9 protein-coding genes and 3 pseudogenes are annotated in these 14,155 nt (G+C 51.8%); 2 read left to right on the top strand and 10 right to left on the bottom strand.

All coding sequences use genetic code 11. The annotated features are described in order from the left end of the window. The first annotated feature begins 121 nt into the window (after positions 1-121). Complete coding sequence (locus tag EP25_RS0117785) at positions 122-328, top strand: hypothetical protein (RefSeq protein ID WP_031435130.1); 207 nt, start codon at positions 122-124, stop codon at positions 326-328. Beyond that, positions 325-2,541, top strand: coding sequence for a bifunctional SulP family inorganic anion transporter/carbonic anhydrase (locus EP25_RS0117780; protein WP_051906834.1), 2,217 nt, complete (start codon positions 325-327; stop codon positions 2,539-2,541). The genes EP25_RS0117785 and EP25_RS0117780 overlap by 4 nt, the downstream gene beginning before the upstream one ends. A 75-nt stretch (positions 2,542-2,616) precedes the next feature. Here the strand turns inward: EP25_RS0117780 and EP25_RS0117775 are convergent, their stop codons facing one another. The 10 genes and pseudogenes from EP25_RS0117775 to mfd form a co-directional block, all read right to left on the bottom strand. After that, the gene (locus tag EP25_RS0117775; protein ID WP_152555678.1) at positions 2,617-3,240 is read right to left on the bottom strand and encodes a hypothetical protein; all 624 of its coding nucleotides are present in this window, start codon (positions 3,238-3,240) and stop codon (positions 2,617-2,619) included. A 135-nt stretch (positions 3,241-3,375) separates the two neighbouring features. Next, positions 3,376-3,660: a hypothetical protein gene (locus tag EP25_RS23280; RefSeq protein ID WP_152555677.1), complete on the bottom strand. Its 285-nt coding sequence runs from the start codon at positions 3,658-3,660 to the stop codon at positions 3,376-3,378. Between the two features lie 299 nt (positions 3,661-3,959). Next, positions 3,960-5,311, bottom strand: a pseudogene (locus EP25_RS22120) (IS1380 family transposase). Between the two features lie 418 nt (positions 5,312-5,729). Further along, positions 5,730-6,161: pseudogene (gene tnpA, locus EP25_RS0117760) on the bottom strand (IS200/IS605 family transposase). A 222-nt stretch (positions 6,162-6,383) separates the two neighbouring features. Then, a pseudogene (gene tnpA / locus EP25_RS0117750) lies at positions 6,384-6,815 on the bottom strand (IS200/IS605 family transposase). An 873-nt stretch (positions 6,816-7,688) separates the two neighbouring features. Continuing rightward, positions 7,689-7,877, bottom strand: coding sequence for a DUF1289 domain-containing protein (locus tag EP25_RS0117740; protein ID WP_031435126.1), 189 nt, complete (start codon positions 7,875-7,877; stop codon positions 7,689-7,691). Continuing rightward, entirely contained in the window at positions 7,874-9,091 is a 1,218-nt protein-coding gene (gene glcF / locus EP25_RS0117735; RefSeq protein WP_031435125.1) for a glycolate oxidase subunit GlcF, read from the bottom strand. Before glcF ends, EP25_RS0117740 begins: the two co-directional genes overlap by 4 nt. Beyond that, positions 9,091-10,155: a glycolate oxidase subunit GlcE gene (gene glcE / locus EP25_RS0117730; RefSeq protein WP_031435124.1), complete on the bottom strand. Its 1,065-nt coding sequence runs from the start codon at positions 10,153-10,155 to the stop codon at positions 9,091-9,093. The genes glcF and glcE overlap by 1 nt, the downstream gene beginning before the upstream one ends. Beyond that, positions 10,155-10,685: a CsiV family protein gene (locus EP25_RS0117725; protein ID WP_031435123.1), complete on the bottom strand. Its 531-nt coding sequence runs from the start codon at positions 10,683-10,685 to the stop codon at positions 10,155-10,157. Before EP25_RS0117725 ends, glcE begins: the two co-directional genes overlap by 1 nt. Further along, on the bottom strand, positions 10,685-14,134 hold the full coding sequence (gene mfd / locus EP25_RS0117720; RefSeq protein WP_031435122.1) for a transcription-repair coupling factor: 3,450 nt from the start codon (positions 14,132-14,134) through the stop codon (positions 10,685-10,687). The genes EP25_RS0117725 and mfd overlap by 1 nt, the downstream gene beginning before the upstream one ends. Between the last annotated feature and the right edge of the window lie 21 nt (positions 14,135-14,155).

Here is a 14,155-nt window from a genome sequence, read left to right as displayed (position 1 = left end):
TCGCGCCGGAAGAGCCGCCAGTTTTTCCTACGGCGGAATCCGGTTAACCGCTTCCACCTTACTCAGGTCCGCCATCGATTGACATTATTTGCCCGAAGCGCGAGCGGCGCTCGGGTGTTGAATGAATCGGTTAACCACCGATTTTTGGCCGGCGCGGATATTTCAGCCAACACCTGTGAAGAGAAATAATGGGAGCAAAATCGAGGCGACCAATGGCTTTAAAAACATGCTTTTTTCAGCAGAGATTGTTTTACTTATTGACACCGGCGGGCTAATGGGTGAAACCTTAACCAATAAAAATTTTAACGACGACTCAAGATCTTTATGAACAGCCCAACTCGACCCAATCTGAACCCCCTGGCCAATCTGCACAAAGACTTGCCTGCCGGCCTGGCCGTTTTTCTGGTCGCCTTGCCGCTTTGCCTGGGCATCGCCCTCGCTTCAGGCGCTCCCTTGATCTCCGGCGTCATCGCCGGCATCGTCGGCGGTATCGTGGTCGGTTTTATCAGCAACTCTTCATTAGGCGTCAGCGGTCCAGCAGCGGGTTTAACGGTCTTGGTGTTAACCGGCATCGAACAACTGGGACTTTCAACCTTTTTGCTCGCCGTCATTTTTGCCGGCTTAGTGCAAATCATGCTGAGTTTCCTGCGCGCCGGCATCATCGCCTACTACTTTCCCTCCGCCGTGATCAGCGGCATGCTGTTCGGCATCGGCTTGATTATCATTCTAAAACAAATTCCGCACGCCCTGGGCTACGACAAAGACTATGAAGGCGACATCGGTTTTGCCCAGAGCGATGGTTTCAACACGCTTAGCGAACTGAGCCATATACTTAACATGATTTCGCCCACCGCCATCGCCATCTCGCTGGGCGCGCTGGCCATTTTGCTGTTGTGGGAAACGGATTGGGTCAAACAAACGCGGCTGGGGAAACTCGTGCCCGGCTCTCTGATTGCCGTGATCGGCGGTGCCGTCGCCAATCAGATCCTTCTTATTGCGGCGCCCGATCTGGCATTGCTAAGCAACCATTTGGTCACGATCCCGGTCATGGAAAGCCACCTCGATCTTTTTTCCCAGCTGACATTTCCGGATTTTTCGCAATTTGCCAATCCATCCATCTATTCCACCGGTTTCATCATAGCGATCGTCGCTAGCTTGGAAACCCTGCTCTGTACCGAAGCCACCGACAAGCTCGATCCCCACAAGCGTTCGACCAATACCAACCGGGAATTGTTAGCGCAAGGCATCGGCAATGCGGCTTCCGGACTGTTGGGCGGCATGCCGATCACCCAGGTGATCGTACGAAGTTCCGCCAATGTCCAAGCCAACGGCCAAACCAAAACCTCCACCATCTTCCACGGACTTTTATTGTTGATCTCGATATTGGCGATTCCGGCACTGCTTAACACGATCCCCCTGGCGACCCTGGCCGCCATTCTGCTGGTTGTCGGTTTCAAACTCGCCCACCCGACAAGGGTGAAAAAGATGTATACGAGCGGCATCTTTCATTTTATTCCGTTTATCGCCACGGCCGCCGGGCTGGTATTGACCGACTTGCTGACCGGTATCGCCATCGGTAACGGCATCGCGGTCTTCTCCATCCTGATGGAGAACTATCGCATGGGCATGTATTTCCAGCGCACGCAAAAAGGCAATACCAGCATTCTGCACCTGGCCGAGCATGTCTCTTTCTTAAACAAGGCCAACTTATTGCAGGTATTGCATCGTCAGCCCTCCAACACGGAACTGATCATCAACGCGCTGGGGGCCAAGTTTATCGATTATGACGTGCGCGAAATCATCAATAATTTCAAAATCGAAGCAAAAGACCGCAATATCGATTTCAAATTCATCGAAATGCCGACCGCCTTCCCCATCCGTTCCAAGAACATTCAGGAAACGATGACGCCGGCCGAGGCGCTCGAAATTTTGAAAGAAGGAAACAAACGTTTCGTCAATAATCTGCACTCCCATCATGATCTGTTAGCACAGGTTAACGTTACCAGCTCAGGCCAATATCCGTTTGCGATCGTGCTGTCCTGTATCGATTCGCGAACGTCGGCGGAATTGATTTTCGATCAGGGCTTGGGCGACATTTTCAGCGTACGCGTCGCCGGCAACGTCATCAATGAGGATATTCTCGGTTGCATGGAATACGCTTGCAGCGTCACCGGTTCCAAGCTCATCATCGTGCTAGGCCATACCCATTGCGGCGCCGTGCGCGGGGCCTGCTCCGGCATCGAGTTGGAGAACTTGACCGGCCTATTGGCGAAGATCAAACCGGCCGTCAACCATGTCCACCAACATCATGCCGAGCTGTCGGATGATTCCTTTATCGACAAGGTGGCCAGGCAAAATGTACAACTGTCCATGCAACAAATTCTCGATAAAAGCCAGACTCTTAAAACACTGTTACAGCAAAACAAAATCGACATCGTCGGCGGCATGTACGATATAGAAAGCGGCGAGGTTGAGTTCTGTTCGACGGAAACCAATTTCAATGGCGAACATGTCGACCGTATGGTCGTGGAAGGGCCGTAGCATGTACCGAACAACGTTAAGCGCATCTATCGCGAACGATGCGCCTCCTAACGTCGGCGGTACATCCTACGGTCCTCAATGAAGGCCAACATCATCAGAACCATTAAAGCTTTCACCATTCCATTCATGCGATGGTTTCCAGAGCACTCTCATATAGGTATCATGACTATTAGAACGCAACCACCCAAATTGAATGAACCCAAAAAACAAGCGGACGCTCTTCCAATCGCCTGATTTTATTTTAACGAGGTTATCTAGCAATTGCCTGGACGCCGTTTGCGGACATGCAATGTAGATCGAGATTATTTTGTTATTGGTATTTGACAGCCAAATTTTACGAGACACATACTCCTTTATCTGAGGCAACAATCGCAGGTGCCAACCGTCGTTCCATTTTACTTCACCTACAACACATTCTATCTGATTGAACCCCAAATAATCCGGCGCGTTTCCCACCCTGCCAGTATAAACCCAGGTCGTATTTGCAGTTTGAAAAAAGTAGTCGGGATTGAGCGAAACAATCGGATGTATATCGTCTACTTCTCGCAATTTGCAAAGATCAGCTAGCTTTTGAGTGCCACCGACATCTGTAATGCCCTCCCCATATCCTTTAAATACTGATTTATGCCAAAAAATATTAGAAGGAAATACAGAAATTGGTATGAACTTTACAGGGTTTCGAAGTTGTATTCTCCACATGTGCCTATTCTGATTTATTTGAACACCGATTCTGACCAAGTTGAACAGTCCCGTAGATGTGCTGAACAGCGTGAAGCGCATCTATCGCGAACTATGCGCCTTCTTACGTCGGCACATTTTACGGCCCTAATCAATTTAACAATCACTCCATAATTCTGGATAATAAACAGGAGAAATACACCTGTTATTTTCCATTGGAGGTTCAACAATATAGTCTTGAACTTTTTTAAGAAGGTCATCTAAAAATTTACCATTTGAAAAATCCTTTTCTGTAGCTACATAGCCATCTATAACCATTAATCTTAAGTATAAAAATTTATCCTTTGTAATGGTTAATTCTATAGGTGCGTAGCAATTGGGCTCATCATTAGCATATGCAGATATCTTAGACCAAGTATCTGCTGGGATTTTTCCGTCCATCCACTTAGGTGGTATTTTAGCTGTTGCCCATTCTGGAATGTCCTTTTTTACTTTTTGATACCCTAAATCATAAATACCTGAATCAGTGACTTCAATTATTGGTTGGGAAATTAATTCTTGAGTTTTCCAAAATTCGGAGATTTTATAACGCTATCAATAAAGTCGAGTTTAACTGAGGATTATTGAAACTTTTTTTCGTAGGTTTTGAGAAAATAATAGGGGTATGGCGTTTTTTGGGCAAAGAGAGATTAAACGCGGTGTTGCCACGCTGATGGTTTGAAGCTGAAAACGTTGAAGGGTTAACCGGCGGCGAGTTTTGTGTAGGTCGATTCAAACGCGATAAAGCCGGGGCAAGCGTTGGAAAAGCGCAGTTTTAACCGGCGACCGGTACGGATCAAACGGGCGGCCAGATACATGAGTTCTTGAATGACGGTTCTGATGCGGCGTCGTTTGGCCGGATGCCGAATGGGGCTTTGTTGCCCCAGTAAGCCGATCAGGCCGATCCAGCGCAAGATATTGTAGCTGTAGGCGCTCAGGGTCATGATGACATCGTTGGTGGCGAATTTGCCCGAAGGCAAGCGTTCGATGTCCAGATCCGTTTTAAACTCGCTGTGAAATTGCTCGGCGGTGGCATGATCACGATACAGTTGAACGATCAATGTGTCGTCATATTCGGTAGAAGCTAGGCTTGTCCACCAGCCTTCCATCTCGATCTCAGGGAACAGCAGGAGTTGTCCCTTAGCCGTTGTTGTTCGTTCGGTGATTTGCACTTGTGCCCTGTGGGTATGACGCGACGACAGGAATAGGTTTGGCCGTTTCGGGTGTGTTCCTCCGTGACACTAAATAAGGCCACCCGTTTGCCTTCACGTGGTGTGTCCCATTGTCCGTGTTGCTCGGCGTAGGCTAGCCAAGCATCGGCATTCTGTTTACGGGGATTCCATTTGATGATGAACTCGGCTTGCTCGTCTTCCTGTAAGACAATTCGGTTGTCGAGAGCGTCATGCCCGCTATCCAGGCGAACAAGTAACGGCAAGGGTGTCAGACGCTTGGCTGCAGTCAGTCCGCGCTCCAAGGAATAGAGGAATTCGTATTGGCAATGTTGCTTGCCTTCGCGCAGTTCGTTGCCAAGACACCAGCCTTCTTGGCCCAAATAAAGCGCGATGGGGGCATAGCCGTCGAATCCTTTATAGGTCCGGGAGACGCCTTCCTTGCGCGTTTTTTCGTTGTTCATCGGATAAACATCGATATCCAGCGCCACATGACCAGTGGCTAACGGCGTTACCGGGACTTGCGCGTGGGCCAGAAAATCGATGTTGCTCTGATAAACGAGCGGCAATAGTGCCTCGGCGTGTTCGTCCAACCGTTGTCTAAGGCGAGCGCTGGAGGGGACTTGTTGAATCGACAGCGCGGTTTTGAAATAGTCGTCGTCGCGGTAATTCTCAATCGCTTCGAAATCGCTCTTGCCCAGGCAAAGCGACCCGATCATGCTTTTGATAATATCGGCATGAGCGATACCGTGGCGCAATGGAATACCCTTATCCAGCACTTGATTGAGTTGGCCATACTGATTCAAACATAAGCCCACTAAGGCTAATCCGGAATGGCTGGTATAAAATTCAGTTTCTGACTGCTCCAGGATAAATCGTTTCATGATTCACTGAGTGGGTGAATGAAGAAATAACGACATTATCCCAGATTAAGCTTGTTAAATCATTAGGATAGAAGAGATTATCACTTCTTAAGTCACGGATTCAGGAAATACTAAGACTTATTGTTTTAACTCTTTCATAGTTATGGATTTTTTTTGGAGTTGAATTATTAATATTTAATGTATTTAATATCCAATTTAACTCATCTTCGTTTGAAAATTTAAATTTAACTTTATAACTATCACCTTCATTTGCATGACCAGACCTTGCTCCTAAGCATAATCGAATATGTTTGAGGTTTTTAGCCCATCTAGCTACATCTTTTTTTGAACAACATCCAACTAAACAACCACCCGCTCAAGCGGGTGGGTTCCAATAACGGACTGAAAGTCCGGATACGCGTCGACTAAACGACGCGTCTTAGTCGGGCTCCATCTTGAAATTATCGTTTGGATTAGGTTCAAAGTGATGCTCCAAATATTGCTTTATCATCTCATCAGTCATTTGCCCCACTGTGGCGCAAAAATAACCGCGGGCTCAAAAATGTCGACCCCAATATCGCTTTTTCAAGTGCGGGAACTCTTCGAACAGATAGCTCGAAGTTCGTCCCTTGATTCGCCTCATGATTTCGCTTGGGGCCATAGTCGGCGGCGCACTCACCAAAATGTGCACATGATCTTTGCTCACGACACCTTTGATAATCCGTATCTCAAAGGCTTCGCATGTCTGCCGCACCAAGTCTCTCACTCGTTCGGCTATTTCATCCTTCAGCACTTTATAACGATACTTCGTAACCCAAACAAAATGATACTCAATTTGGTAAACCGTATGGCTGCCGTATCTATAGTCCATCGCCACCTCCTTGGGCAAATTATCGCAGCTAAAGCTGACCGGCTAAAGCCGGTGGTTTAAACCTTATGATGGATAATAAAGGTGGCAGAGGTGGTTCAAAGGTTTTTTTATTATCTGACATGTTTTAATTAGATTTGTATTAACTAAACAACCACCCGCTCAAGCGGGTGGGTTCCAATAACGGACTGAAAGTCCGGATACGCGTCGACTAAACGACGCGTCTTAGTCGGGCTCCATCTTGAAATTATCGTTTGGATTAGGTTCAAAGTGATGCTCCAAATATTGCTTTATCATCTCATCAGTCATTTGCCCCACTGTGGCGCAAAAATAACCGCGGGCTCAAAAATGTCGACCCCAATATCGCTTTTTCAAGTGCGGGAACTCTTCGAACAGATAGCTCGAAGTTCGTCCCTTGATTCGCCTCATGATTTCGCTTGGGGCCATAGTCGGCGGCGCACTCACCAAAATGTGCACATGATCTTTGCTCACGACACCTTTGATAATCCGTATCTCAAAGGCTTCGCATGTCTGCCGCACCAAGTCTCTCACTCGTTCGGCTATTTCATCCTTCAGCACTTTATAACGATACTTCGTAACCCAAACAAAATGATACTCAATTTGGTAAACCGTATGGCTGCCGTATCTATAGTCCATCGCCACCTCCTTGGGCAAATTATCGCAGCTAAAGCTGACCGGCTAAAGCCGGTGGTTTAAACCTTATGATGGATAATTATCGCAGCTAAAGCTGACCGGCTAAAGCCGGTGGTTTAAACCTTATGATGGATAATTAAAAAGGCTCAGCATAATGCCGCAAATAACTGGACGCGAAAAGGGCCGTAGGATGTTCTTAACAAAGTGAAGCGCATCTATCACGAAAGATGCGCCTCCTAACGCCTGCACATTCTACGGCCCTGACTTAAAATTGTCATTTTATCTTGCTACGCTCTGTAATTGATTCTAAGACTTCGATATTAGATGGTAAATTTTTAGTATGTTTCTATCTAAATGAATGGAGGAAAATAAAATGATCAGTTGCCCATTTTGTAAAAGCGAGATAGCAGCAAAAGACAATATTTGCTCGACTTGTAACGCGAAAAAAGGTTATCTAAAGATATACGACTTAATATTCGGAAAAAATTTATTGATTTTTTGGGGACTAATTTTGCCCTTTCTTTTAATTTTGTTTGCGCTTTCCGCACAAAATTTATTTGGTATTTACGCGAGTATAGTTTTAACTCTACCAATGTTATTTGCAATTTGGAATTTTATTCTAGGCGCCAGATGATTTAAGGGCCGTAGGATGTGCTGAACAACGTGAAGCGCATCGATCGCGAACGATGCGCCTCCTAACGTCGGCACATCCTACGGCCCAAGTTATTCACCAGACCCGCATATCCTATACACTAGACTTGATCATCAAGGCACTCATGCACAGGAACCCTTAAAGTTCTAAACGGGATAACATGAATATTTATCATGATAACCAGATCCGACTAACTCCCATATCGAATGCCTTTTATCAAAAATTCATTCCCGCTCTTTCTTCCGCTCGGCAACATTTTGCAAATATTGGCGGCGGGTGTCGTTGTCGACCAGGGTCCAGCTGGTGATTTCTTCTAGGCTGCGGTAGCAGCCCAGGCAGATGTCTTGTTCGTTCAGGCAGCATTGGCCTATGCAGGGGGATTCGATGGTTTCCAATTCGGGTAGGTCATTCATGGTTTTTCTTCACTTTCGTTCAATAATTCTATCCAATGCGCCACTCTAGTGGATGTGCCGGCCTGTAAATGATTGAGACAGCCGATGTTGGCCGTGGCGATCAGCTCCGGCTGGCCGGCCTGTAAATGTTGTAATTTCTGGCCGCGTAAGCTATTCGACAATTCGGGTTGCAGCAGCGAATAAACGCCGGCCGAACCGCAGCATAAATGGGCGTCCTGTACCGGCGTCAACTGAAACCCGATGCGTTGCAGAATCGCTTCGACCGCGCCGTTCAATTGTTGTCCGTGCTGCAGCGTGCACGGCGACTGGAAGGCTATTTTACGAGGCTGCACGCCGAATCGCGGCAAATCCTCTTCGGCCAGCATTTCGGCTATGTCCTTGCACAATCCGGCAAAGCGCTGCGCTTTATCCTTGTAATCCGCGTCGTTTTGCAGCAACACGCCGTATTCCTTCAGCGTCACGCCGCAGCCGCTAGCGGTCATGACGATGGCTTCGGCCCCTTGCTCGATAGACGGCCAACAGGCGTCGATATTGCGCCGGGCCATGGCCCTGGCCTGCTTGTGCGCGGACAGATGATAAGGCAACGCGCCACAACACCCGCTGTCCTCGATCCGCAGCAAGGAAATCCCCAGTCTGTCCAATACATTGGCCGTAGCCGCATCGATGGATGGGGCCAGCTCGGCTTGCACGCACCCCGGCATGATCAACATCTTGCGCGGATGGTTTGCGGCCGGCCAGGCATAAGCCTTCGCTGGCGGCGAAATCTTATGCCGCAACGACAGCGGCAGCAGCGGTCTCGCCAACCGAAGCATGCGCATCAGCGGGCCAAAACGACTTCGATAAGGCAGGATCTGGCGCAAGGCGAAACGCCGCAGCCGGTCGAACACAGAGCGCTCCACCTTTTCCTCGACAATCTCCCTCCCCAGGTCCAACAGGCGGCCGTATTTGACGCCCGAAGGGCAAGTGGTTTCGCAGGAGCGGCAACTCAGGCAACGGTCCAAATGCGTTTGCGTCAGGCGGCTGACGGCTTCGCCTTCCAATGCTTGTTTCAGCAGATAGATGCGCCCGCGCGGGCCGTCCCGTTCGTCGCCCAGCAATTGGTAGGTCGGACAGGTGGCGTTGCAAAAACCGCAATGCACGCAGTTGCGCAATATGCCGTCGAGTTCCGCGTGTTCCGGGCGTTGTTTGACGAAATCGGCCAGATTGGTTTGCATTACCAGTCCCGGTACATGCGTTGGGGATTGAAGATGCCATGCGGGTCGAAGGCTTGCTTCAGATTGCGCTGCAACTGCTGCAGCTTGCCGCTCAAGGGCTGAAACACATGGCCGCTTCTGTCGCCGTTTCGGAACAACGTGGCGTGTCCGTCGACGGCGGCGGCCGCGGCGAAAATCGGGGCCGCTGGTTCATCGCTTTTCAGCCAGCGCAGGGCGCCGCCCCAGTCCCAATAACATTCCCCTGACAATTCAAGCTGCGCCGTGGCCGGCGCCAGCGACAACCGCCATAACGGCCGGTCGGAGCGAAAAAACGGTAACCGTTGTTCGTTCAATCGTCGCCAATAGTGGCCGGCATCGGCCAAGGCATCGCCGCCGATTTTCTGCGCCGCCGAACTCACCGCCTTCTCCGCGCCGGACAACCGCACGAACAGGCGTTCGCCGTCATAACTAAGGCCGGACAGCGGCAAGGGACGCAGCGCCAATTGCTGCATGGCTGCCATCGCCCCGGCTTCCTCGAGCTCCAATGCGCAGGTCATATCCTGCTCGGGCAAGGGCAGCACTTTCAGGGAAACCTGCAGCAACACGCCCAGCGTTCCCAACGCGCCGGTCATCAGCCGGGATACGTCGTAGCCGGCGACATTCTTCATGACCTCGCCGCCGAACGACAGGATTTCTCCCTGCCCATCGACGATCTGGCAACCCAGCACGAAGTCCCTGGCAGAACCGGCAAATGGCCGCCGGCTGCCGGACAGGCCGCAAGCGATGGTACCGCCCAATGTGGCGCTATCAGAAAATCCTGGCGGCTCGAAGGCCAGCATTTGTTTCCGTTCCGCCAAGACTTGGTTGATTTCGCTTAACGGCGTGCCGGCCCGCGCGGTAATGACCAATTCGGAGGGGTGGTAATTGACGATTCCGCGATGGCCGCTGACATCGAGTTTTAGGCCTTGAGGCTCTCTGCCGTAAAAGGCCTTGCTGTTGCCGGCGACGATAGCGAGCGGCGTTCGCCCGGCAACGGCGTCCTTCACCGCCTGTTGAATTTGCCGTGATTGGTCGCTCGCTTGCATCAGGACAACGGCGTAACCCTGGCGATGATGCCGAATTTGGGATGATCCAGATAATGAATTTCGTTCAATTTGATGCGGCGTTTTTCATCGAGGCGATAATACAACGAGCCGGTCGGGTTGTACTCCATATCCGCGATCAAATACAAATAATGGCCGCGCTGGATGCGAATGAAGCCGTTCAAACTGCCGGAGGGGTTTTGCAATTGCACCGCCGTGCCGATGCTGTCGGCGGGAACTTCCTGGGTCCAGGCGACATGCAGCAACGGCCGGTAGCCCGCGGTTCGCCTTAATTTGGCGGAAATGCCGTTCAAGGAAATATATTGCGGATCGACCTGAGGATAATTGTTTAGATCGGCGAGCCGGCGCGGCCAGTCGATTTCGCTTTCCAGCTGATCTAACACTTCGCTGGTCGGCTGGTCCTGGGCGAACACCACCACTTCGATTTTAAAGGCTTTGCTGTCGGCCAAACCCGCCGCGCTGAACACGGCCAGCCATAACCCTATCAACCCCGTGAAAAAATATTTTTCCATTACGCTGCCTCCGGTGTCAGCTTTTCCAATAATCGGGTCAGAAAATCCAGCTTGTCTTCCAACTTCTCGAACGTATGGGTAAATCTTAGCTTATCGGCGCCGTCGAATTTGTAAAGCTGGGATTGGGTTTGAATCAGCTCGATCAACGCCGCGGTATCGATATTGGGGTCCGTGTTGAAGATCACCCTACCGCCGGTCGCGAAGGCCTCCAACTTGCGGATGCCCAATTCGGCCGCCTGCTGCTTCAACTCGGTGACGCTGAACAGTGCCTTGACCGGTTCCGGCAACAGGCCGAAACGGTCGATCATTTCCACTTTCAGCACGCGCAAATCGTCCGACGTTTCGGCGCTGGCGATGCGTTTGTACAATACCAGGCGGGCATGAATGTCGGGCAGATAATCTTCCGGGATCAACGCGGCCGTCTGCAAATCGACTTCCGGGCCGATATCCAACGGCGCGTCCAGTTCCGGCTGCTTGCCCGACTTCAATGCCTCGACCGCCCGTTCCAGCAATTCGGTATAGAGGGTAAAACCGATTTCCTGGATTTGCCCGCTTTGGTCTTCGCCCAGCAATTCGCCGGCGCCGCGAATTTCCATGTCGTGAGAGGACAGCATGAAGCCTGCGCCCAGCTCGCCGGAAGTCTCCAGCGCTTCCAAACGCTTCATCGCATCCTTGCTCATCAAGGATTTCGGCGGCACGATGAAATAGGCGTAGGCGCGATGATGGGAGCGCCCAACCCGGCCGCGCAATTGATGCAATTGCGCCAGGCCGAGTTTATCGGCCCGATTGATGATGATGGTGTTGGCGCTGGGGATATCGATGCCGCTCTCGATGATGGTGGTGCTGATCAGCAGATTGAAGCGCTGATGGTAAAAGTCGAGCATGATCTGCTCCAGCTCACGCTCCGGCATCTGGCCATGTGCGATCCGGGCGCGTGCCTCGGGCACCAGGCGATTCAGCTCGCGCTCCATTTTCTCCATGCTCTTGACGTCGTTGTGCAGGAAGAATACCTGGCCGCCGCGCTTGATTTCACGTTGGCAGGCCTCTTGTATCTGCACGTCGATCCATTCGCTGATGAAGGTCTTGATGGCATGGCGATTGGGTGGCGGCGTCGCGATGATGGAGATATCGCGCAATCCCGACATCGCCATGTTCAAGGTCCTCGGTATCGGCGTCGCCGTCAACGTCAGCAGATCCAGTTCGTAGCGCAGTTTCTTGAAATGTTCCTTCTGGCGAACACCGAAGCGGTGTTCCTCGTCGATGATCACAAGGCCCAGCGACTTGTATTGGATTTCCTTGGACAGTAACTTGTGGGTGCCGACGACGATGTCGACCTTGCCATCGGCCAGGTCCTCGCCAATCGTCTTTTGTTGCTTGGGCGTATTGAAGCGCGACATCACCTCGATGCGAACCGGCCAATCGGCGAAGCGGTCGCGGAAATTCTGAAAGTGTTGCTGCGCCAGCAACGTGGTCGGCACCAGCACCGCCACCTGCTTGCCGCTTTGCACGGCGATGAAGGCCGCCCGCATCGCCACTTCGGTCTTGCCGAAACCGACATCGCCGCAAACGACACGGTCCATTGGCTGCGGCGCATGCATGTCGGCCAGAATCGCCTCGATCGCCGATTGCTGGTCCGGCGTTTCCTCGAACGGGAAGGCGCCGGCAAAGGCATTATAGTCATCGTTATCGATGACGAACTGATGCCCTTGGCGGGCAGCCCGTTTGGCGTGGATGTCCAACAATTCCGCCGCGACATCGCGCGCCCGCTCCATGGCTTTTTTCTTGGCCTTGCTCCACTGATCGGTGCCCAACCGGTGCAGCGGCGCGTTTTCGGCGCTGACGCCGCTGTAGCGGCCGATCAATTGCAAGGACGAAACCGGCACATAAAGCTTATCCTGGTTCGCGTATTCCAGGGTCAGGAATTCGGCCTCGATGCCGCCCACCGTCAGGGTCTGCAAGCCCAGATAACGGCCGACGCCATGCTCCTGGTGCACCACCGGCGAACCGATGGTCAGCTCGTTCAGGTTGTTGAAGACATTCTCCAGCTCCTTGGCCGCCGACTGCCGCCTGCGCCGCCGTTGCTGGACCTTTTCGCCGCTCAGCTGACTTTCGGTGATGATGGCGATGGCCGGGTCTTCCAGCAGCAAGCCATGATCCATCGGCGCGACCAGAATGGCCAAACGCTGCTCGCCGCCGAGAAAATCCTGCCAATCCTCGACCTGTTTGACGCCGAGCTTGTATCGTTTCAGTTTTTCGATCAACCCTTCCCGATGTCCCGCCGTCTCGGCGACGAACAGTACACGTCCGGAAAATCCTTCGACAAACTGGCGCAAGCGCTGGGCCGGCTCTTTCAGCCGCGTATCGATGGCCAGTTCGGGCAGCGGTTGGCAACGATAATCGCAAGCCTGCTCCGCCTTGGCGTCGATCACCACGCGGCCGAACGACTGCGTTCGTTGTTGCAATTCCTCGGCGGACAAAAACAATGCCGGCGGTTCCAGCAAGGGGCGGTGGGCGTCGTATTTACGCTGTTGAAAACGATCTTCCGCTTCATCGTAAAAAGTTGCCGCCGCCTCGTCGAAAGAGGCCGGCAGAACCAGCACCGTGTTATCCGGCAAATAATCGAACAACGTTTCCGTCGTTTCGACGAACAGCGGCAAGTAATATTCGATGCCGCCCGGCGCGACGCCCTTGCTGACATCCTGATAAATGGGGTTTTTTTCCGAGACTTCCGGAAAATGGGCGCGAAACGACTGGCGAAAATGCTTGATCGCGGCATCGGTGAACGGAAACTCGCGCGCCGGAAACAACTCCACCTTGTCGATTTTCTCAAGCGAGCGCTGCGTTTCCGGGTCGAACGTGCGAATCGATTCGATGTCCTCGTCGAACAGTTCGATACGGAAAGGCCGTTTGCTTCCCATCGGAAACAAATCGACGATCGAACCGCGCACGGCGAATTCGGCATGCTGGTAGACTTGCGAAACGCATTGGTAGCCGACCGCTTCCAGCTTGGCGCGGTTCAACTCCAGATTAAACGTCCCGCCGACCTCGATAGCGAAACTGTTGGCGAGCACATGATCGCGCGGGGCCAAGCGGTGCATCAACGTCGATACCGAGACCACCAGCGCCCCGCGCCGCACTTCCGGCAGTAAGGCCAAAGTCCTCAACCGTTCGGAAATAATCTCCGGCAACGGCGAGAAAACATCATAGGGAAGAGTTTCCCAGTCCGGAAAATGCAGGATGGGAAATTCGTAATTAAGAAAGAAATCCAGCTCATGTTCCAGGCGCAGTGCTGTCTGGCTATCCGGCGTGACGATGACGAACAGGCGCCGTTGCTGTTTAATCGCCGAGGCCAACGCCAACGAATCGCCGCAACCGGCCAAACCGCTCCAATACAACGGCGTTTCGGCTTGTTGCGGCAATTCGGGAGAAAACAGATTGGTTTCGGACATGATTCTTGGCGCTTATTCAAA

The organism is Methylomarinum vadi, assembly GCF_000733935.1.
GTDB classification, from domain to species: Bacteria; Pseudomonadota; Gammaproteobacteria; order Methylococcales; family Methylomonadaceae; genus Methylomarinum; species Methylomarinum vadi.
Note: the sequence above shows the minus strand (reverse complement) of the source record. Positions and strands in the feature narration are given on the sequence as shown.